General features: G+C 62.1%; 17 protein-coding genes. 5 read left to right on the plus strand and 12 right to left on the minus strand.

Annotation, left to right across the window (positions count from 1 at the left end; translation table 11 throughout):
- Positions 1-127 precede the first annotated feature (127 nt).
- The 7 genes from GGR20_RS12615 to GGR20_RS12645 all read right to left on the minus strand — a co-directional run bounded on the left by GGR20_RS12615 (position 128) and on the right by GGR20_RS12645 (position 8,825).
- On the minus strand, positions 128-2,134 hold the full coding sequence (locus GGR20_RS12615) for a beta-N-acetylhexosaminidase (RefSeq protein WP_246349589.1): 2,007 nt from the start codon (positions 2,132-2,134) through the stop codon (positions 128-130).
- A gap of 162 nt (positions 2,135-2,296) precedes the next feature.
- Positions 2,297-3,163 (minus strand): MurR/RpiR family transcriptional regulator, encoded by an 867-nt coding sequence (locus tag GGR20_RS12620; RefSeq protein WP_183311722.1) that lies wholly within the window; start codon positions 3,161-3,163, stop codon positions 2,297-2,299.
- 27 nt (positions 3,164-3,190) lie between these two features.
- Complete coding sequence (locus GGR20_RS12625; protein ID WP_183311723.1) at positions 3,191-4,267, minus strand: ABC transporter ATP-binding protein; 1,077 nt, start codon at positions 4,265-4,267, stop codon at positions 3,191-3,193.
- A gap of 205 nt (positions 4,268-4,472) precedes the next feature.
- Positions 4,473-5,660, minus strand: coding sequence for an extracellular solute-binding protein (locus GGR20_RS12630; protein ID WP_183311915.1), 1,188 nt, complete (start codon positions 5,658-5,660; stop codon positions 4,473-4,475).
- A gap of 161 nt (positions 5,661-5,821) precedes the next feature.
- Positions 5,822-6,664: a carbohydrate ABC transporter permease gene (locus GGR20_RS12635; RefSeq protein ID WP_183311916.1), complete on the minus strand. Its 843-nt coding sequence runs from the start codon at positions 6,662-6,664 to the stop codon at positions 5,822-5,824.
- A gap of 107 nt (positions 6,665-6,771) precedes the next feature.
- Positions 6,772-7,659 carry a carbohydrate ABC transporter permease gene (locus GGR20_RS12640; RefSeq protein WP_183311724.1) on the minus strand — a complete coding sequence of 296 codons (888 nt, stop codon included), beginning with the start codon at positions 7,657-7,659 and terminating at the stop codon, positions 6,772-6,774.
- 11 nt (positions 7,660-7,670) lie between these two features.
- The gene (locus GGR20_RS12645) at positions 7,671-8,825 is read right to left on the minus strand and encodes a Gfo/Idh/MocA family protein (protein WP_183311725.1); all 1,155 of its coding nucleotides are present in this window, start codon (positions 8,823-8,825) and stop codon (positions 7,671-7,673) included.
- A 367-nt stretch (positions 8,826-9,192) separates the two neighbouring features.
- On the opposite strand from GGR20_RS12645, the gene GGR20_RS12650 reads away from it, so the two are divergent.
- From GGR20_RS12650 to GGR20_RS12670, 5 genes are all read left to right on the plus strand, one after another.
- Positions 9,193-9,699 carry a hypothetical protein gene (locus GGR20_RS12650; RefSeq protein ID WP_183311726.1) on the plus strand — a complete coding sequence of 169 codons (507 nt, stop codon included), beginning with the start codon at positions 9,193-9,195 and terminating at the stop codon, positions 9,697-9,699.
- A 147-nt stretch (positions 9,700-9,846) separates the two neighbouring features.
- Entirely contained in the window at positions 9,847-11,097 is a 1,251-nt protein-coding gene (locus GGR20_RS12655) for an MFS transporter (protein WP_338084930.1), read from the plus strand.
- Complete coding sequence (locus tag GGR20_RS12660; protein ID WP_183311727.1) at positions 11,097-12,530, plus strand: M81 family metallopeptidase; 1,434 nt, start codon at positions 11,097-11,099, stop codon at positions 12,528-12,530. Before GGR20_RS12655 ends, GGR20_RS12660 begins: the two co-directional genes overlap by 1 nt.
- A gap of 108 nt (positions 12,531-12,638) precedes the next feature.
- Positions 12,639-13,406, plus strand: coding sequence for a DeoR/GlpR family DNA-binding transcription regulator (locus GGR20_RS12665; protein ID WP_183311728.1), 768 nt, complete (start codon positions 12,639-12,641; stop codon positions 13,404-13,406).
- Positions 13,407-13,428: 22 nt separating this feature from the next.
- Positions 13,429-14,163, plus strand: a complete 735-nt coding sequence (locus GGR20_RS12670; RefSeq protein ID WP_183311729.1) for a hypothetical protein — start codon at positions 13,429-13,431, stop codon at positions 14,161-14,163.
- Positions 14,164-14,184: 21 nt separating this feature from the next.
- Here GGR20_RS12670 and GGR20_RS12675 read toward each other — a convergent pair whose 3' ends face one another.
- The 5 genes from GGR20_RS12675 to GGR20_RS12695 form a co-directional block, all read right to left on the minus strand.
- Positions 14,185-15,459, minus strand: a complete 1,275-nt coding sequence (locus tag GGR20_RS12675; protein WP_183311730.1) for an L-fuconate dehydratase — start codon at positions 15,457-15,459, stop codon at positions 14,185-14,187.
- A 162-nt stretch (positions 15,460-15,621) separates the two neighbouring features.
- Positions 15,622-16,353, minus strand: a complete 732-nt coding sequence (locus tag GGR20_RS12680) for an SDR family oxidoreductase (protein WP_183311731.1) — start codon at positions 16,351-16,353, stop codon at positions 15,622-15,624.
- Positions 16,354-16,478: 125 nt separating this feature from the next.
- Positions 16,479-17,423 carry an ABC transporter substrate-binding protein gene (locus tag GGR20_RS12685; RefSeq protein WP_183311732.1) on the minus strand — a complete coding sequence of 315 codons (945 nt, stop codon included), beginning with the start codon at positions 17,421-17,423 and terminating at the stop codon, positions 16,479-16,481.
- A gap of 88 nt (positions 17,424-17,511) precedes the next feature.
- Positions 17,512-18,507 (minus strand): ABC transporter permease, encoded by a 996-nt coding sequence (locus GGR20_RS12690; protein WP_116588065.1) that lies wholly within the window; start codon positions 18,505-18,507, stop codon positions 17,512-17,514.
- Entirely contained in the window at positions 18,504-20,060 is a 1,557-nt protein-coding gene (locus GGR20_RS12695; protein WP_210283174.1) for a sugar ABC transporter ATP-binding protein, read from the minus strand. The genes GGR20_RS12690 and GGR20_RS12695 overlap by 4 nt, the downstream gene beginning before the upstream one ends.
- Between the last annotated feature and the right edge of the window lie 9 nt (positions 20,061-20,069).

Consider the following 20,069-nt stretch of genomic DNA (forward strand, 5'->3'; position numbering starts at 1 on the left):
GCATGGCCGTGAGAGCAGTGCTCGAACGGCAGGCTTGCCCTTACTTACCCCCACCTAACCTCCCCCTGATAGGGGGAGGAACGGATCGGGTGTACCGCCATAATCGTGGTCGGATGCGGGGGGCCGCTTACTCCGCAGACCAGTTTCCATACATGATCGGCATCAGGCCGACCATTGACTTGAAGCGCTCCCAGCTCTTGCGCTCGGGCAGGGTCCAGCCGGCTTCGGCGATGGCCGAGATGCGGGGGAAGACCAGCCGGTCGAAGATGGCGCGGTCAGTCATGCTCTCGGACCAGATGCAGCTCTGGACGCCGATCAGGTGCTTCAGGCCCTCCTCGGAGAACCCCTCGCGGGCTTCGAATTCGTAGGTTTCCTGCGGGCCGGACCAACCGGCCCAACCGGCGCCCGGCTCGGCCCAGCTGACGCCATTGGCCATGTCGAGATAATAGCGCTGGCCGGGCGAGACGACGATGTCGAAGCCACGTTCGGCCAGTTCGGCGTTAATCTCCACATTGCGCCAGCCGATGACATAGGATTTGTCCTTGGCGACAGCATCGCCATGGGCCGCCTCTTCCCAGCCGCCGGTGATGGCGCCCTTTGAAGCGATGTAGTTGTGCACGCGCTTGATGAATTCGGCCTGCAGGATCGCGGTAGGCGAACCCTCGATTTCGTCGGCGCCGTGAGCGTTGCCGAGCTGGTTGAACTGGGCCTCGTGTTTTTTGCGCATGGCGGGACCAGCCATCTGCTCGATCATGTCGAGAGCCAGGGGCGAGCCGGACCAGGCGGCCAGCGGCACTTCGTCGGCGCCGAGATGGAAGACGCCCGCTGGAAAGAGCTCGAGCACCTCGTCGATGACGGTCTGGACGAATGTATAGACCGGTTCATGCGCTGGATTGAGGCTGTTATTGGGGAAGCCCTGAACGGACTGGTATTCGCCCTTTTCATTGGGATCGCGCAGTTCGGGCAGCGCCTGCAGGGCGGCGTAGAAATGGCCCGGCATGTCGATCTCGGGGATGACATCGATGGCCAGATCATCGGCCAGGGCGACGATCTCGCGCACGGTCTGCTTGCTGTAATAGCCGCCCGTGGGCTGCGGACCGGAACCGAGCAGCGGCGGCAAGGCCTTGCCGTGGCCGCGCCAGGCGGCGATTTCAGTCAGGGCCGGATAGGCCTCGATCTCGAGGCGCCAGGCCTCGTCCTCGGTCAGGTGCCAGTGGAACTTGTTCATCTTGTTCCAGGCCATGAGGCGGATAAGGCGACTGACCTCGGCGGCAGTGTAGAACTGACGCGCCACATCGAGATGGCTGCCGCGGAAGGCAAAGCCCGGTTCGTCGCTGATGGTGCCTGCGGTGGGAAAGCTGAAGGTGGCCGGATATTGTTTGGCACCGCGCAGCACGTGGCCCAGGGTCACCAGGCCATAGAACATGCCCTGGCGCGTGGTTGCGGACACTGTGGCGCTGTTGTCGGCAAAGGCAATTTCATAGGCTTCGGCGCCGAGGCCGGGCTTTTCCACGATATGGACCGGCATGCCGGCTTCGGCAGCAGGGCGCACGATGGCTTCGACCGGGAAAAGCTCGGCGGTGAGGTCGGCAAAGGCCGAGGCGGCGCGGCTGGCCAGGTCACCTTCTGGTTTGAGATCGAAGCCCGGAGGGGCAATGCGATTGCCGCTCGCCTCGACGTGCCTAGGCCAGGGGATGATGGAGAACGGCGCCGGCGCCTTGGCGGGCACAGGGAATTTCATCGCGCCCTTCAGCAGCGGCGAATTGTGGCCCTTGCCCTGGGTCGGCGCGGTGGGGATGGCGACGATCTCGCCGCCTTCAAGCACGAGATAGGCGGAGTTGGCGCCGTCGCTCCAGTGGCGCAGACCATAGGACAGGCCGCGGGCCGTGGATGTCCAGGTAGCGCCGGGCTCGAGCACATAGCCATCGGGCGGGGCGATCATGGTGTGGTTGGAGAGGCGCTTTAAAAGCTTGCCGTTTTCCAGGGTGGCCTGCGGGTCGATACGGGCGGGACCGGAAAAGCCAAGCTGGAAATTGCTGATCGGCGTATCGCCATTATTGGTGAGCTCGATGCCATAGCCCAGCGGTTCGCTGTCGGTGGCAGGGGACCAGGTGGTGACGAGGGAAAAAGACATGGTGGGGTCCAGTATTGTGTCGTGGTGGTCGAGTTCCCCTGAAGGAGGGGAGGGATTGATCGAGTGCTGGGCGGGTTTGCCGGCGCCAACAACAAGACCGTCCCTCCCCCTGGACAGGGGGAGGCTAGGTGAGGGTGGCTTGCGTTGGTGCGTGCGGAAGCATCAGTCCCCCAGCGGCTGGGCGTCGTCGCCGTCGCGATTGACGACCAGTTGATGTTTTATGCGGCGCATGCTGGCAATCGCGGTGGGGCCGAGGCGCGCAGCAATGGTCTGGGAGAGAATGTCGAGCGTGGCGAGGAAGGCATAGCGGCCCGGGGTGGGACGCAGGATGTCCTGATTTTCGCGCCAGTGCACGGGCAGCAAGATGTCCGCCTGCTCGGCCATGAGCGAGCCGGGGCGTGAGACCACAACTCGGGTCAGGCCATATTCGCCGGCCACCGAGAGCGCCTTGACCAGCGGGACGTTGTTGCCGGAGAGCGAATAGGCAATGACCACGGCGCCAGAAGGGGCAGAGGCGGCGCGCATCATCTGCACCTGATGGTCGATCGAGGCGGCGACCTTGAGGCCAAGCCGGAACAGGCGGGCCTCGGTTTCCACCGCCATCATCGAAGAGGCGCCACCGGAGCCGAAGCTGAGGATGAAATTGGATTTGACGATGGATTCGGCGGCCCGCTCGATGGCGTCGAAATCGAGCGTATCGAAGGTGTCGTAGATGGTGGACTGAATGCCGTTGACGATGCCCTGCGCAATCTCATGCACGCTCAGCGGACCCGATGTCGGGGCGAAATAGCGCTGGCCGACAAAGCGCGACTGGGCCAGCCGCACCTTGAAATCGGCGTAGCTATCGCAGCCGAGCCGCCGGCAGAAGCGGGTGACGGTGGGCGGGGACACATCGGCCTCAGCGGCCAGATCGACGATGCTCATTTTCAGCACGCTGTCGACATCGGCGAGGACGATTTCGGTCAGGGCCCGCTCGGAGCGCGTGAAGGCGTCCTTCTCGGTCTGCAGCAGCCCCACTATGTCCAGCATCACGCGCCCCCTTTGCCGGCCGATACCTTAGTAGACAGCCAGCCCTTTAGCGTCGAACAGGTGGGCTTGCGCAATGTCGAACCCAACGGCCATGGGCTTGCCATCGTCCAGATCGGGATTGCCCTCGAACAGGCCGATGAAGTTCTCGCCCCCCGGCAGGGTGGCATAGCCGATGGTGTGGATGCCCAGATGCTCGACGATATTGGGGGTGGTTTCGATGACAAATTCGCCGCGGCCCAAGGTCAGGTGCTCGGGGCGAATGCCCAGGGTCACGTCCTGTCCGGCTACTTCAGTGCTGGTGCGGGGCAGTTCGATGGTGCCCAGCTTGCCCAGATCGACAGTGACGGTGGTGCCATTGGCGGCGCGCACCCGGCCATTGATGAAGTTCATCTTGGGCGAGCCGATAAAACCGGCGACAAACAGGTTGTCGGGCTTGTGATAAAGCTCGAGGGGCGAGCCGATCTGCGCGATTTCACCGGCATTGAGTACCACGATCTTGTCGGCCATGGTCATGGCTTCGATCTGGTCGTGGGTCACATAGATCATGGTCGAGCCCAGGCGCTTGTGCAGCTCCATCAGCTCGATGCGCATTTCCGAACGCAAGGCAGCGTCCAGGTTCGACAGCGGTTCGTCGAAGAGAAAAATCTTGGGCTGGCGGACAATGGCGCGGCCGATGGCAACGCGCTGACGCTGGCCACCAGAGAGCTGGCCGGGACGGTGCTGCAAACGGCTTTCGAGCTGGAGTACCTTGGCGGCGGCCTGGACGCGATTGTCGACTTCGGCCTTGGGCAGTTTTTCAACGCGAAGGGGGAAGGCGATGTTCTCGTAAACGCTCATATGCGGGTAGAGCGCATAGGACTGGAACACCATGGCGATGCCGCGCTGTACGGGCGGCAGATCATTGACGATCTGGCCGCCAATCTCGATCTCACCTTCGCTGACATCTTCAAGTCCGGCAATCATGCGCAGCAGGGTGGACTTGCCACAGCCCGAGGGGCCGACGAAAACCACGAACTCGCCATCGGAAACATCAAGATCGATGCCCTTGATGATGCGGGCTTCGTTGAAGGACTTTTCGAGGCGCTTGAGGCTCAGCTGCGACATGGTTCGCGTCTCCGGGCGAAATGAATCTTGGTGTCGCGCCGCTCTGCCAGTGACTGGTTGGGCAGGATGAGCAACGCGTCTGGTGCGCCGCCGCCCCTGAGGGGCGACGGCTGGCGGTCGGGAGGTGCCATTCGAGCATAGCTCTCATGGCCTTCTCGCCTCAGATCGATCCACCGGATCGATCTGCCCTAAGGACGGCTCGAAGTTACTTATAGAGTTCGAGCTCGGACGCAGCCTTATCGATGGCTTCCTGCGGCTCGGCGGCGCCGGTCACGACCGACTGGACCATTTCGATCATGGTGTTCTGCAGACCGATATAGTCGTTGAAGAGCGGCTCGGGACCACCGAACTCGATGCCGTCCAGGAACGGCTTCCAGTATGGCTTTTCGGCAACCAGGTCCGAAGTCTGCGGCTCAAGCGGACGCAGCGGGGTCAGACCCTGGGCCATTTCGGCATCCCACTGACGCTCAGGCGCGGTGATGAACTTTGCCAGGTCGATCGCCTGTTCTTCCACACCGGTGCCTTTGAACACGGCCAGGGAGTCGGTGATCAGCAGCGTGCCCGGACCCTTGGCCTGCGGGCCGAGCGGAAGCGGTGCGACGCCCCAGTTCATGCCGGCTTCCTCGGCGCGCAGAGCGGCACCGACCGAAGCTTCGATCATGGCAACGCCACCGTCGAGCCAGATGGCGCGAACTTCGTTCTGCTCGTAGGCCGTCGGGCCTTCTTCGGAATAGGGGATGATGTCGCGCAGGGCAGTCAGCGCTTCGAGAACCTGCGGCGAGTTCAGGGTGATGTTGCCTTCGTCATCGATCACCAGGCCGTCATTGGTGTAAACCCAATGCAGGAACTGGTGCATGGTGTTGTCGAAGGTCTTGGCCACAGCACCGTAACCGGCAGCGTCGGTGTTCTCGGTGATCTGCTTGGCGAACTCGATTTTTTCTTCCCAGGTCTTGGGCGGGGTGTCGGGATCAAGGCCGGCTTCCTCGAACAGATCCTTGTTCCAGAACAGGGCCTTGGTCGAGAAGGCTACCGGAACGCCCCACTGAGTGCCGTCGAAGGTCACGGTTTCGGGCACGAAGTTGTAGTAGGAAGCCTTTTCCTCTTCGGTCATCGGGATGGGCACGATCAGGTCGTTCATGGCGAACTGCTTGAGCGTACGCGAACCGACATAGGCCAGGGAAACCGGCGTGCCGGCGGCGGCAAGCGTGGTCACCTTGTCCTGGCACTGGCCCCAGCCCACGATCTCGGGCATGACCTTGTAGCCAGGGTTTTCGGCTTCCCACTCGGCAAAATACTCGGCATAGCCAGCGGTCAGTTCGTCACCGCAGTTGATGAAGGTGATTTCCTTGTCCTGGGCATAGGCCGCCGGAGCGGCACCGGCCAAAGCCAGCATGGACACGGTCACCAAACCGATTGTCTTTTTCACTTGGTAGTCTCCCTTGTTTACGGGCCCCTCGGCCCTTCCGGAGCCGTTCAACATTGGCTGTTGAACGATCTCCAAACCTTGACGGCGCGGTTCCGACCCGGACCTGGCCCGGACTGGCACCGTTCCGGTTACTGCTTCACGGCACCGGCGGTGAGACCGGCGACGAGATAGCGCTGCAGGAACACGATGACGATCATGACCGGCAGGATTCCGATGAAGGACGCCGCCATCAGCTCGTTCCAGATCACTTCCTGCTTGCCGAAGAAGGCGAAGAGCCCGACCGGCAGCGGCATGAATTCTGTCTTGGAGTTGAAGGTCAGCGCGAAGATGAACTGCTGCGCATAGGCACCGATGAAGGTCATGATGGCGACCACAACGACGCCCGGCATGGCCAGCGGCAGGATGACCCGGCGCAGGGTGTAGAGGCGGCTGGCGCCATCGACCCAGGCGGCTTCGTCCAACTCGCGCGGAATCCGCATCATATAGGTGCGCAAGAGCCAGACGGAGGACGGAATGAGGAAAGCGGCGCCCGGCACAATCATGGCCCAATAGGTATTGAGCAAGCCCAGCGTGCGCATCAGCCGGAACAGCGGGATCAACAACACGGCGCCTGAGAACATGTTGACCGCGAGGAACCCGGCCAGGAGCAGCCCGGCACCGGTGAAATTGAAGCGGGCGAAGGCATAGGCGGCGGGCACCACTATGGCGACCACGATGGCCGTGACAACGGTGGAGATGAAGAAGGAATTGAAGATGTGCATGCCCAGGGCAGGCACGGATTCCCACATGCTGAAATAGGCCGCAAAAGACCCGTTTTCGGGAATGAAGCTGTAGGGTGTCGAGAAGAGCTGGGCCAGCGGTTTCAATGACACCAGGAACCCTTCGATGAACGGGGCCAGGACGAAGAACAGGAACAGCGCGATGCCGGCATAGAGCCCGATCACTTCGAGCAGGCTGTAGCGATCGATCATCGGGCGACTGGCTGACCAGAGACCGCGGCGGGCCCCGGCCTTGGGCTGAGGCTGGACGCTGGCCTTGCTGTCGGCGGCCGCGACCTCGGTGGAACGGGCGACGTCGCTCATTTGGCTTCTCCCTGCTGGAGCTTGCGGACGGCACGGAAGTAAACAATGCAGAAGGCGGTCACGAAGAGCGAGATGACCACGGCACGTGCCGCACCCTCGCCATATCGGCGCGAGCCCATGGCGGTCTTGTAGGTGTCGATGATCATCGTGGTGGTCGAACCGGAGGGGCCGCCCTGGGTCAGGATCCAGATGATGTCGAAGGAATTGAAGGTGGCGATGAGCGAAAGCAGGCTCATGGTGATGATGGCGGGCACCATCAGCGGCACGGTGATGCGGCGGAAGCGATAGAAGCGGCCCGCGCCATCGGTCCAGGCAGCTTCGTGCAGATCGCGCGGGATCGACTGCATGGCGGCCAGGAAATAGATGGTGACCATGGGTACGCCGATCCACACATCGGTGATGATCGTGGCCCAGAAGGCGGTCTCGCCATAGGCCAGCCAGGCGATGGGGCCGTCGGTGATGCCGAAATTCTGCAGCAGGCCGGAGATCATGCCGAACTGGCCGTTATACATCCAGCCCCACATGAAGATGCCGATGGCCATGGGCACGATCCAGGGCGGCATGGTGAGAATGCGGAACACAATCTGGCCTGGAATTGCTGCATTGAGCAGCACGGCACCCGCCATGCCGATGATCATTTTCAGGCTGACCGAAAAGAAGGTCCAGATAAAGGTACGGACAATGACTTCGGTGAAGTTGCCGGCGCCAAAAATACGCTCGTAATTGGCCCAGCCGATAAAGTCATAGCCGGGGCGCAGCGAAGCATTGGTGAAGCTGAGGATGATCGTATCGACCAGCGGGTAGGCCACGATGACCAGGATATAGAGCAAGGCCGGAGCCAGCAGGGCGAGGGCGAAGAGGGTAGCGCTTCTGGTGCTGGTCATCGGCTTTCTCCTCAGTTCCCTTTGCCCAGAGCAGCGTCGAAGCGCTGCCAGATCGGGGCCATGTCGACGACGCTCTTGTTGCGCATAGCCTCATCCATGGACAGCGCCAGAAGGCCGGCCTCGAGCGCATCGGTTACCGAGACAGGCAGGGGCACACCGTCGATCATATGGAGAAGAATATCCTCGGCCATCTGCTCGTCGGCGCCATAGTGCTGGCTCAACTCGGAGGTCTGGTAAGTCTTGTCCTCGAGCCGCTCTGAGGTGCGGCTGTCGGTGACCTTGAAATAGTTGCGAATAAAGTCGCCTTCCGCCATGCCCTTGGCACCAATTACCGCGAAACGGCGGAAATCGTCGGGCACGTTCATATTGGTGTGGAAGGTCAGAGCCGCGCCGTTTTCATACTGCACGATGGCGGTTTGGAAGTCGATGATATCGCCATCACTATCGAACACCTTGTCCGAGCCCTGCCAGCCGGACGGCTTGCGGTGATAGACGTCGAGATCGTTGATGCCGGCATCCTGGGGCGCATTTTCAGGGGTAAAGCTCTTGCGCCCGCCAAAGCTGGCCACATAGCGCGGACGGCAACCCATGACGCCATTATAGAGATCAAGGTCGTGGCAGCACTTTTCGAGCATGAAGCTGCCCGAATACTGCTGGTAGCGCCGCCAGTCGCGCATGAAGAACGCGCCATGATAGGGCGGGATGGTTTCGGACGCCTCGATCGAGGTGACGTCGCCCAGCCTGCCCTCGGCCTGCGCCTTGCGCAGATCGACATAGAGCGGGGCGTAGCGCAGCACGAGACCCACCATGACATTGTCGGACCCGTACTGGCCGATCAGTTCGGCCAGCGCCATGGTATCCTCGAGCGAAGTCACCACCGGCTTTTCGGCAAACAGTTTCATACCGCGTTCGAGGCCGATGCGGATGTGCTCAAGATGCATGTGGTTGGGAGAGCCAACCATGAGCAGATCGAGATCGGCCTCGTCGATCAACTGTTCGAGGCTGTCATATTGCCGACCAACGGAAACGCCATGCTCCTGGGTATAGGGCAGACCGGCCGGCGCCGGATCGACATAACCCACAATCTCGAAATCGTCCCGCGCTGCGGAAAACACCCGCGCCAGATAACCCAGACGATAGCCGAGACCGATAATGCCTACCCGCATACCTTGCCATTCCCTGTTTTATTCAATCCCCGACCTCTTGCGGATCGGCGTCGTTTGTGTAAACGATTTTCAAGACTAGGCGCCTTGCCAACACAATGTCAACACACATTCGACGCCAATACAATACCAATTTAAGCCACCATAAAAACTTGCGTAAATGCGCGCCGTTTTGCTGCTTTTCTGGGCATATCCGAGGCGGTCAGCTTGGGAGAAGGTGTGGACAAAAGTCCTTTATGGGCGCACCATGTCGCAATTGGTATCCATGTGGCCTCTTTCACGAGGCGACAAACACATGACGCATGTGAAAATTTGAAACAGAACTGGTGAACGTGCATCAGCGCGTCACCACGCAGGCAAGAGACGCTAAATGAGCCTATCGACCAACCCCTTCCCCAACGACGCCGATCGCTCGGCGATCTGGACCATGCTGGTGCCGCGCGACATCAAGGCCTTCGTCAATGCCGACTGGGCGATGGTGGAAGACGATTTTATTGCCGATGACTTCATGGGCATCAATGGCAACAAAAACGACAATCCCGATGGCTGGACCATCAGCTATCCCACGCTCGCGCAATATCGCGACGAGTGGCTGCGTCAGGCCGCTGAGGGCCAGAAGGTGGTCTATGCCGAAGACCAGGAAGCCGGCATCCACCGCGCGACCAGCCTGACCGAGATTGAAATCACCGGCGAACGTGCCATTGCCCACAAGAAATTCAACGGCGAAATCGCCCTGGCGGATGGCAGCAAGGACGTGCTGAACTGGCAGACCCTCTATTTCTGCCGCAAGGTGGACGGGCAGTGGAAGCTCACCGGGTTTGTCGGCTACCTGCCCTATCCGATGGGCTCGGCGGCGTCCCCCGCCATGCGAGCATAGCTCGCATGGGCTTTTGATCTGAGAACGCTTCGCTGAAGCGTTCTCTCTTCGGCTCAAAGCCCCCTTATCCGCCCTTGGGGCACCTTCTCCCCGAGAGGGAGAAGACGAGCGCGCTCGCCTGTTATTCCTCTCCCATACGGGGAGGGGGTGGATCGGCCCAAGGCCGAGACGGGTGAGGGGTTTCCTTCAGCAACCGGGTTCTACATGTCACTCCTCACGCCACAGCGCCTTGTCATGCTGGTGTTCTTTCTTCAGCCGATCGCCTTTGGTTCGTGGCTGCCGCGTATTCCCGAGATCCAGTCTGCCCTGGGGCTGGGTTCGGCGGCGTTGGCCATTGCGCTGCTCGGCATGCCGGTGGGCACCTTACTAACGCTGCCCTTTGCCGGGCCGCTGGTGGGCAGAATCGGCGCCCGCATGGCGATCCTGATCGGCTTTGTATTTTATTCGGTTGCCGCCTGCCTGCCGGTGCTGGCACCGGACCCGATCCTCCTGTTCATCGCGCTGATGCTGGCCGGGTCGTCGATCTCCTTTGTCGAACTGGGGCTGAATGTCGAAGCCGACCTGGTGGAGAAATCCACCGGCAAGCTGATCATGAATACCTCGCATGGCTGCTGGTCGCTGGGCATCATGGTGGGCAGCCTGATCGGCTCGAGCTTTGTCGCCGCAGGGATTGGGCCGGGCATCGCGCTGCCCCTGCTGGCCTTTGCCGTGCTTCCCATCGCATTGCTGGCCGGGTGGGCGCTGCCTGCGCTGGACGACAGCACTGAAAGCGAGACCGGAGCGCCGAAACGTTCGGCATGGTCGCTGCCGGGCCCGGCGCTGGTCGGGGTGTGCCTGTTCGTCTTCGGCATTACCATGACGGAGGGCGCAATGGCCGACTGGTCGGCCATATTCCTGCGCGATGCGCTCAATGCCGAGGGCGGGCTGGTGGGCCTGGGCTATTCGGTCTTTGCCTTCATGGTGGCTGCCGGCCGGTTTGGCGGCGATTTCCTCAAGCGCCGGCTGGGCAGCGTCAACACGGCACGGCTGTGCGGCACGCTGGCGGTGCTCGGTGCGGTCCTGCTGTTCGTGGCGCCGAGCATCGAGATCGCGCTGATCGGTTTTGGCACCATTGGCATTGGCGTTTCGGTCGGTTTTCCGCTGGCCGTGACAGCGGCTGCCGGCATTGGCGACCGCGCTGCCTCGGCCAATGTGGCCGTGTTGTCCTTTGTGGCACTGACCGGCTTTCTCATCGGCCCGCCGCTGATCGGCTTTGTGGCCGAGCATAGCGACATCAGACTGGGCGTCGCCTGCGTCATCCCCATGCTGGTGGTGAGCCTGTTTCTCACCGGGCGGCTGACGCCCCGTCGGGCCCAGCCTGCCCATAACCCCGAAGCCGAAGTTCCTGGAGTTCTCTGATGCGCATTGCCGTTGCTGGCCTGCATACTGAATGCAGCACCTATAACCCCGTCCTGGCGCGCGAAGCCGATTTTCGCGTGCTGCGCGGTCCAGCGATGCTCAAGGATCAATATTTCGACTTCCTGACGCATTTTCCCGCCGAGTTCGTGACCATCCTGCATGCCCGCGCCATTGCCGGCGGGCCGGTGGAACGGGCGCTTTATGACCGCTGGAAGGCCGAGATTCTCGATGGCCTCAAAGCCGCTCTGCCGCTCGATGGCGTTTATCTGGCCATGCACGGCGCCATGCATGTCGAAGGCATGTTCGATGCCGAGGGCGACTTCATTTCGGCGGTGCGCGAGGTGGTGGGCCCGGATGTGATGATCGCGGCGTCCTATGATCTGCATGGCAATGTTTCGCAGCGTATCATCGACGGGCTGGACATGTTTTCGACCTATCGCACCGCACCGCATATCGACGTGCAGGACACCATGCGTCGTGCCGTGACCATGCTGGTGCGAGCGCTCAAGACCGGCGTAAAGCCGGTGCTTGCCTGGGCACCGGTGCCGGTGCTGCTGCCGGGCGAGCGCACCTCGACCCAGGACGAGCCGGCGCGCACATTCTATACGCAAATCCATCAGGTCGAGGAGCCGAGCGGAATCTGGGATGCCAGCTTCCAGGTCGGCTATGTCTGGGCCGACGAGCCGCGCGCCACGGCCTGTGCGGTGGTGACCGGCACCGACCGGGCGGCCATCGAGAAGGCGGCGGCCCATCTGGCGCAGGACTATTGGGATATCCGCGAGGGCTTTGTCTTCGGCATGGAAACCGGCTCGATTGAACAATGCGTGGATCGCGCGGTGACCAGCGAGACCCATCCAGTGGTCCTGGCCGAATCGGGTGACAATCCGACCGGCGGCGGCGTGGGTGATCGCGCCGAAATGCTGGCAGCGCTGATGGCCAGAGACGCGCAGGGGGTGATTTTTGCCGGCATTGCCGACAAAGCCGCCACGGACGCCGCATACGCAGCGGGGGTGGGCGCGCGCGTAGCACTTCATATCGGGGCAAGCCTGGACCCAGCGAGCACGCCGGTCGACACCGAGGCCGAGGTGGTGTTTCTGGTCCAGGCCGAGAGCGCCCATCTGCGCGAAGCGGTGGTGCGGATTGGCGGCATCGACCTGGTGCTGACCGCGCGCCGCCGCCCATTCCACAATATCCTCGATTTCACCCGGTTGGGGCTCGACCCACAAAGCGCCAAGATCATTGCGGTGAAATCGGGCTATCTCTCGCCCGAACTGGGCCCCATCGCCAATCCGGGTATCATGGCGCTGTCGCCCGGTGTGGTGGACCAGTTCGTCGAGCGCACCGAGCGCAAGCACACGCCGCGCCCGAGCTATCCATTCGACACGGATTTCGACTTCAAGCCAGAAGTGAAGTGGTCGAAACGGGCGGAATAGCTGGTCTCTTTCGCCATCTTTCTGCAAGGGGGCGGGTGAGGTCGGTGCACTCCCCCTTCCCCCTCGCCGCCCTTTCGGTTAATCAGCAAACGAAAGGGAGCGAACGCGATGACCCCATCGATGCGGCAGGCGAAAATCGTCGAGCTGGCGCGCCAGCAGGGCGAGGTGAGCGTCGAGGAACTGGTTGCCGCCTTCGACGTGACGCCGCAGACGATCCGCAAGGATCTCAATATTCTATGCGACCGGGGGGCGCTGAAACGCACCCATGGCGGGGCGATGCATCCCTCTGGCGTGGAGAATGTCGAATATGAAGCGCGGCGGCAGATTGCACCGGCGGAAAAGCGCGCCATCGGTCAGGCGGCCGCGGCGCTGATCCCCGATCACGCTTCCCTGTTCATCAATATCGGTACCACGACCGAAGCCGTCAGCCAGGCGCTCGTCGAGCATCGTGGGCTGATGGTGATTACCAACAATATCAATGTGGCCAACCACCTGCGCGTGGTGCCCAGCACCGAAGTGGTGATTGCCGGCGGAGTGGTGCGGGCCAGCGATGGCGGCATTGTGGGCGAGGCCGCGGTGGATTTCATTCGTCAATTCAAGGTGGATTTTGCCGTCATCGGCGTCTCCGCCATCGACCCGGACGGGGCGCTGCTGGATTTCGATTTCCGCGAGGTGAAGGTGGCCCAGGCGATTATTGCCAATGCGCGCCATGTGATCGTGGTGGCCGACCAGACCAAGTTTGCCCGCACCGCCCCGGTGCGCATCGGGCATTTGAGCCAGGCGCACAGTTTCATTACGGACATCTGCCAAGTGGACTCCATTCGCCAGGTCTGTGCAGATGCGGACATCGCATTGATCGAAACAGGCGCGGCCTGATTATTCCGGAAATTACAGATCCATGAAGTCCATTGCCGAACTGGCCGCCGCCCTGGTTGCCGCGCATGAGGGCGCCCCTCTGCTCGACCAGGTTCCCGAGCATTTGCTGCCCGCCGATCTCGACGCGGTCTATGCACTGCAGGACGAGATCATTGCCCAAATCGGCCCGGTGGGCGGCTGGAAGGTGGCTGCGGGTCTTGGTGATCCACCCCTGTGTGCGCCGATACCGGCCGATCGGTTCCTGGCGACAGCGGACCTGATCGATGGCGAAAAGCAACGCATCTTCCTGGCCGAAATCGAAGTGGCGGTGCGGCTGGGATCGGACCTGGCGGGGGGTGCTCTGCCCGAGGCCGTTGAGGCAGCTATCGCCAGCCTGCATCCGGCGATCGAGTTGATCGCCAATCCATTCGTCGATCGGGATGCGACACCGCGGAATCTGCAGCTCGGCGATCTGCAATCGAACGGGGCCGTCATCGTCGGCAGGGCGATGGACCGCACCATGGTTGACGCGCTTGCGTCATTGCCAGTCACCCTGGAACTCGATGGCAAGCCGACCCATACGGTCAGCAAAGGCGCCAGCTGGGACGATATTGTCGGCGCCATTACCTGGCTGGCTGGCCATGCCGAACAGCGCGGGCACAGCCTCAGGGCCGGTCAGGAAATCATTACCGGGGCACGCGCTTTGGCGCCGCTCAATGGCGCGAAGATGATCGAAGGCGTGCTGGGCGAGTGGGGGCGCGTGAATTGCGGCGTTTGATCCGCAGGTCGCGCTGTCCGTTCACCCCCTGAACACATTTTCCGCAATCGAAACCGGCTTCATCTCGATGGAAAAGCCGGGGCGCGCGGGCGGCATATAGGCCGCGCCCTTGATGACGCAGGGATCGAGGAAGTGCTCGTGCAGGTGGTCGACATATTCGATCACCCTGCCCTGTTTCTCGCCCGAGACGGCCAGATAGTCGATCATGGAGAGGTGCTGGACATACTCGCATAGCCCCACGCCGCCGGCATGGGGCCAGACCGGCTTGCCGTATTTGGCGGCCATCAGCAGCACCGAGAGCACTTCGTTGAGCCCCCCGATGCGGCAGGCATCGATCTGGACGATGTCGATGGCGTCGCGGGTGATGAACTGCTTGAACAGGATCCGGTTCTGGCACATTTCGCCTGTGGCAACCTTCACCGGCCCGACGGCCTCGCGGATCTTGCGGTGGCCCTCAACGTCGTCGGGACTGGTCGGCTCTTCGATGAAATAGGGCTCGAACCGCTTGAGCTGGTTCACCCAGTCGATGGCCTGATCGACTTCCCAGACCTGGTTGGCGTCAATCATCAAATAGCGGTCCGGGCCCATGATCGAGCGGACGATTTCGAGGCGGCGGACGTCGTCATCAAGGTCGCGCCCGACCTTCATCTTGATATGGGTGAAGCCGGCTTCCACCGCCTCGGTGGCCAGGCGCGTCAGCTTCTCGTTCGAATAACCCAGCCATCCCGCCGAGGTTGTGTAGCAGGGATAGCCTTCATTGCGCAGCCGGGCGATGCGTTCGGCCTTGCCCGGTTCGGCGGCGCGGAAAATCTCCAGCGCTTCCTCGGGGGTGATGGCATCGGTGAGATAGCGGAAGTCGATGATGGAGACGAGCTGTTCGGGGCTCATTTCCGCGACGTAGAGCCAGACCGGCTTGTTGGCACGCTTGGCCAGCAGGTCCCAGACGGCGTTGACCACGGCACCCGTCGCCAGATGCATGGCGCCCTTGTCCGGCCCAATCCAGCGCAGCTGGCTGTCGCCGGTGACATGGCGCCAGAAGCGGCCCGGGTCCTGTTCGATCCAGTCCAGTTCCAGACCGACGACACGGTCGGTCAGCGCATTGATGGCCGCGACCACCACCTCGTTGCCGCGGCCGATGGTGAAGGTCAGCCCATGGCCTTCACGATCGCCATCGGTCCCCAGCACGACATAGGCGGCAGAGTAGTCGGGGTCCGGGTTCATGGCATCGGACCCGTCGAGGGACTGGGATGTCGGAAAGCGCAGGTCGTGGGTGCTGAGGGAGGTGATCTTGGTCATGTACAACTATCCATAAGGCCCCCTCACCCGGCCCTCCGGGCCGACCTCTCCCCAAAGGGAGAGGTGGGGCATCGCGCCCGTCTTGATATTACGGCTCCTGCGTCCCCTCACCCTTGGGGGAGAGGGTCAGGGTGAGGGGGCCTTTCTCACCTCTTCAATGCATCACGCCGTCCAGCCGCCATCGATGATATGGACCTGGCCGGTCGTATAGGTGGCGCCTGCCAGATAGACGGCGAGGTCAGCCACTTCCTCGGGCCGGGCGATCCGGCCGATCGGCTGACGGGCGATGAAGGCTTTTTTCGCAGCCTCGAAATCGCCGGTGGCCTTCCAGCGCTCATGCAGGCTGGGAGAGTCCACCGTGCCGGGGCAGATGGCGTTCACCCGAATATTGGACGTGGTGTAATCGGCGGCGATGGCTTTGGTGAGGCCGACAACGGCTGCCTTGGAGATGGTGTAGGCGGCACGGTTGGGCACGCCTTTGATCGAGGAGGCGACCGTGGCCATGTTGATGATCGCCCCATCCTTGCGCTCGAGCATCTGAGGCAGCACCGCGCGGCAGGTGCGTATCTGCGCCTTGACGTTGAGATCGAGCGCGAAGTCGAGGTCTTCGTCGCTCATTTCGAGGACAGTGCCGCTATGAACAACTCCGGCGCAGTTGAAGAGCACGTCGATATGGCCGATCTCGGCCACCGCCTGTTTGACAGCATCGCCGGAAAGAACGTCGAGCACCCGCGTCGTCACATGAGGGATCACATCGAGTTCAGAAAGCAGCGCCGCATTGATGTCAGTGGCGATAACCCTGGCGCCCGCCCGAGCAAAGGCTTCCGCAGAAGCCCGGCCGATGCCTTGCGCAGCGGCGGTGATAAGGACGGTTTTTCCGGAGAGGTCGGCCATTGCTTGGTCCAATATTGTTTTGTTGGCAGCCCTCTCCGCAAAGGGGAGAAGGCGGCTGAGGGACCAATGCGGTGAGCCCTCAGCCGTTTCGTGCACCCCTCTTCCCAGAGAGAGGAATGACGGTCTTAGTCGTAAAGAACGGCCGCGATTTCCGGGTCGTCCATGTTGGTGGCGTCGTAGTAGTAGAAGCCGGTGTCAATCACCTTGGGCAGGTCCTCGCCGTTGAGAGCAGCAACGGCTGCCTGGACCGTCTGGTAGCCGATGCCGACCGGGTTCTGGGTGATGGCCCCAGCCATGACACCACTCTCAATCATACCCTTCTGGGCCGCACCGCTGTCGAAGCCGATGACGACGACATCGCTGCCCAGCTCCTGCTTGCCATTGGCAACGCCGATGGCCGAGCCCTCATTGGAGCCGAAGATGCCATCAAGGTCGGGATTGGCGAGCAGGATCGACTTGGTGATCTCGGTCGACTGGAGCTGGTCGCCGCCGCCATACTGGATCGAGACGACCTCGATGTTCGGATAGGCTTCCTTCATGCGGTTGACGAAACCCTCGACACGGTCGATGCCGGTGCGGCTGGTCTGGTCGTGACCAACCACGGCCACCTTGCCTTCGCCACCGATTTTCTCGGCCATGACGTCGGCAGCAAGTGCGGCAGCAGCGACGTTGTCGGTGGTTGCGGTGGCGAGCGGAATGTCGCTGTCGACACCCGAGTCAAAGGCAATGATCGGGATGCCGGCATCGTTGGCCTGCTGCAAGAGCGGCAGGGCGGCCTGGCTGTCGAGGGCGGCAAAACCGATCGCGTCAGGCTCGCGCGACAGGGCAGCGGCCAGCATGTCCATCTGGCGGTCGACCTGGCTTTCGCTTTCCGGGCCCTCGAAGGTGACGGAGACGCCCAGATCTGCGGCGGCCTGGTCGGCCCCGGCCTTCACGGCCTGCCAGAACTGGTGCTGGAAGCCTTTTGAAATCAGGGCGATATCGACCTGATCCTGGGCCAATGCGGGGCCGGAAGCGGCGAGCATGGCGACGGCGCTGATGGCGCCAATTAGACTACGACGGTTGAGCATTGAAATCCTCCCAAATGCTGCTGTGAAACTGCTGAAAACTTGTTCTTCTAGGTTTTGGCGCGCCGGCGGCACGCAGCGGAGTCGGTGCCTAAAGTTTGCGGCGCCGCAGTATGTCGGCATAGACGGCCAGGATGATGATGGTCCCGGTCACCACGGTCTGCCACTCCTGCGCCACCGAAAGGATGCGCAGGCCATTGGCTAGGACCGAGATGATGAGCGCCCCGATCAGCGTGCCCAGCACGGTGCCACGACCGCCCGAAAGCGAGGTGCCACCGATGACGACAGCGGCAATGGCTTCAAGCTCGTAACCCTGCCCCAGCGCCGGTTGCGCGGAGTTTAGACGACTGGCGATCAGCACCCCACCCACGCCGACAATGGCGCCGGAAAGGGCATAGACCCCGATTTTCCAGCGATCGACATTGACGCCGGACAGCCGCACGGCCTCCTCATTGGAGCCGAGCGCAAAGGTGTAGCGGCCCAGCGCGGTCTTACCCAGAATAAAGGCGGTGAGCAGGGCGACAAGGAACAGGATCATCACGCCATTGGGCACCGGCACCGCCGGAATGATCTGGCCGACGACGGAACCCAGGGCGATCTGGTTAAAGCCGGGCGTGTCGTTGAAATAGATCGGCCGGGTACCCGAGATGACCAGCGAAAGCCCCTTCAGGATCAGCATCATGCCCAGGGTCGCGATAAAGGGGGGCACCTTGAGCTTGGCGACGACCGTTCCCGAGATCAGCCCGCTCGCCGCACCGGCGAGGATGGCGCCGAGAATGCCGATCGGCATGGGCAGTCCCCAATAGGTGAGGAAGACGCCCGCGATCACGGCACAGAATGTCATCAGCGTTCCCACCGAAAGGTCGATCCCGCCGGTGATGATGACCAGGGTCACCGCGATGGCCAGAACGCCATTGACGGCAGTCGCCTGCAGAATGGCCAGGATGTTCTGGGTCTGCATGAAATTGGGAGACGCCACCGAGAACACGACAACCAAGGCGATTAGGCCGGAAAAGGCCAGCAGGCGATGGAAGGCGCCAGTCATGCGGATGCCGGATTTCTGGGCTGGGGCAGCGGTGTCGGTCATGCAATCTTCCTTTCGGCATCCGGTCTCATCGCCGCTTCACGCATGGTGGCAAGGCGCATAATTTCCTCCTGGCTGGCATCGCCCGGCAGGATCCCGGTCATCCGCCCCTCGCACATGACGGCAATACGGTGGCTGAGACGCAGAATCTCGGGCAGCTCGGAGGAAATGACGATGATCGCCTTGCCCTGAGCGGCGAGGTTGTTGAGCAATTTATAGATTTCGGATTTGGCGCCGACATCGATGCCGCGAGTTGGCTCATCGAAGATCAGAATGTCACAATCGCGCAGCAGCCATTTGGCGATGACCACCTTCTGCTGATTGCCGCCCGAGAGCAGCCGGGCTTCCTGGGTGTCGCCGGGCGTCTTGATGGCCAGCTGGCGGATGTAATCGCGAGCCGACTTTTCCATCCCCGCCTCGTCGAGCACGCCGGCGGGATTGGTAAACCGCTCCAAGCTGGCCAGGGCGATATTGTTGCGAACATCCATGCCGGTGGCCAGGCCGAAGAGCTTGCGGTCTTCAGACAGATAGCCGATGCCTTTGGCCACAGCATCGCGTGGCGCGGTGATGCCGACGCGCTCGCCGTGCACCCAGATCTCTCCGCTTTCCTTGCGATCAGCGCCAAAAATAGCGCGGGCCACCTCGGTTCGCCCAGCACCCATCAGGCCGGCAAAGCCAAGGATTTCGCCCTGTCGCACGGAGAAGCTGACGTCGCGTATCTCGCGGCCGCGATTGAGCCCCTTGACCTCGAGCGCGACCGGCTGGCCGGAGGTGTCAGGAATGGCGTGCGCTTCGGTATTCAGTGTGCGGCCCACCATCATGGAGATGATGGTCTCCATAGGTGTTTCGGCCGCCGGCACCGTGCCGACATATTCGCCGTCGCGCATGACCGTCACGCGATCCGAAATGCGTTTGATCTCATCCATCTTGTGCGAGATGTAGACGATACCCACACCCTCGGCCTTGAGCCGGTTGATGATGGCGAAAAGCTCGGCGATTTCGGCGTCGTTGAGCGCAGCTGTGGGCTCGTCCATGATCAACACACGGCTGCGATAGGACAGTGCCTTGGCGATTTCCACCATTTGCTGTTTGGCAATGGTCAGCGTCTCCACCAGCACGGTTGGCGAGAGGCTGAGATTCATCGACTTGAAAATGGCGTCGGTGTCGCGGTTGAGCTGGCGCTCATCAAGAATGCCGAAGCGGCGCGGTTCGCGGCCGATGAAAATATTCTGCGCGGCTGTCAGATCGCGCATCAGGGCCAGTTCCTGGTGGATAATGGAGATGCCGGCGTCCTGAGCCTGGCGTGGCGAGGTGATCTCGGCCGGCTTGCCATCAAGCAGAACTTCGCCCGCATCCCGGTCATAGACACCGGACAGCACCTTCATCAGGGTCGACTTACCCGCGCCATTCTCGCCCATCAGGGCGTGGACTTCGCCGGGCAGCAGTTCGAACTGCGCCTGGCTGAGCGCCCGCACGCCGGGAAACGACTTGTCGATGTTGCGCATTTCTACCAGCGGCACGGTTCGTGCCGCAGCATCGATTGTCGATCCTCCCATTGGTAGCCT

The organism is Devosia subaequoris (assembly GCF_014197055.1).
Classification (GTDB): domain Bacteria; phylum Pseudomonadota; class Alphaproteobacteria; order Rhizobiales; family Devosiaceae; genus Devosia; species Devosia subaequoris.

Excerpts from the sequence above, each read along its gene's own strand:
- GGR20_RS12615 (WP_246349589.1), bottom strand. The coding sequence starts at position 2,134 with ATGTCTTTTTCCCTCGTCACCACCTGGTCCCCTGCCACCGACAGCGAA.
- GGR20_RS12620 (WP_183311722.1), bottom strand. The coding sequence starts at position 3,163 with ATGCTGGACATAGTGGGGCTGCTGCAGACCGAGAAGGACGCCTTCACG.
- GGR20_RS12625 (WP_183311723.1), bottom strand. The coding sequence starts at position 4,267 with ATGTCGCAGCTGAGCCTCAAGCGCCTCGAAAAGTCCTTCAACGAAGCC.
- GGR20_RS12630 (WP_183311915.1), bottom strand. The coding sequence starts at position 5,660 with ATGCTGGCTTTGGCCGGTGCCGCTCCGGCGGCCTATGCCCAGGACAAG.
- GGR20_RS12635 (WP_183311916.1), bottom strand. The coding sequence starts at position 6,664 with ATGATCGATCGCTACAGCCTGCTCGAAGTGATCGGGCTCTATGCCGGC.
- GGR20_RS12640 (WP_183311724.1), bottom strand. The coding sequence starts at position 7,659 with ATGACCAGCACCAGAAGCGCTACCCTCTTCGCCCTCGCCCTGCTGGCT.
- GGR20_RS12645 (WP_183311725.1), bottom strand. The coding sequence starts at position 8,825 with ATGCGGGTAGGCATTATCGGTCTCGGCTATCGTCTGGGTTATCTGGCG.
- GGR20_RS12650 (WP_183311726.1), top strand. The coding sequence starts at position 9,193 with ATGAGCCTATCGACCAACCCCTTCCCCAACGACGCCGATCGCTCGGCG.
- GGR20_RS12660 (WP_183311727.1), top strand. The coding sequence starts at position 11,097 with ATGCGCATTGCCGTTGCTGGCCTGCATACTGAATGCAGCACCTATAAC.
- GGR20_RS12665 (WP_183311728.1), top strand. The coding sequence starts at position 12,639 with ATGACCCCATCGATGCGGCAGGCGAAAATCGTCGAGCTGGCGCGCCAG.
- GGR20_RS12670 (WP_183311729.1), top strand. The coding sequence starts at position 13,429 with ATGAAGTCCATTGCCGAACTGGCCGCCGCCCTGGTTGCCGCGCATGAG.
- GGR20_RS12675 (WP_183311730.1), bottom strand. The coding sequence starts at position 15,459 with ATGACCAAGATCACCTCCCTCAGCACCCACGACCTGCGCTTTCCGACA.
- GGR20_RS12680 (WP_183311731.1), bottom strand. The coding sequence starts at position 16,353 with ATGGCCGACCTCTCCGGAAAAACCGTCCTTATCACCGCCGCTGCGCAA.
- GGR20_RS12685 (WP_183311732.1), bottom strand. The coding sequence starts at position 17,423 with ATGCTCAACCGTCGTAGTCTAATTGGCGCCATCAGCGCCGTCGCCATG.
- GGR20_RS12690 (WP_116588065.1), bottom strand. The coding sequence starts at position 18,507 with ATGACCGACACCGCTGCCCCAGCCCAGAAATCCGGCATCCGCATGACT.
- GGR20_RS12695 (WP_210283174.1), bottom strand. The coding sequence starts at position 20,060 with ATGGGAGGATCGACAATCGATGCTGCGGCACGAACCGTGCCGCTGGTA.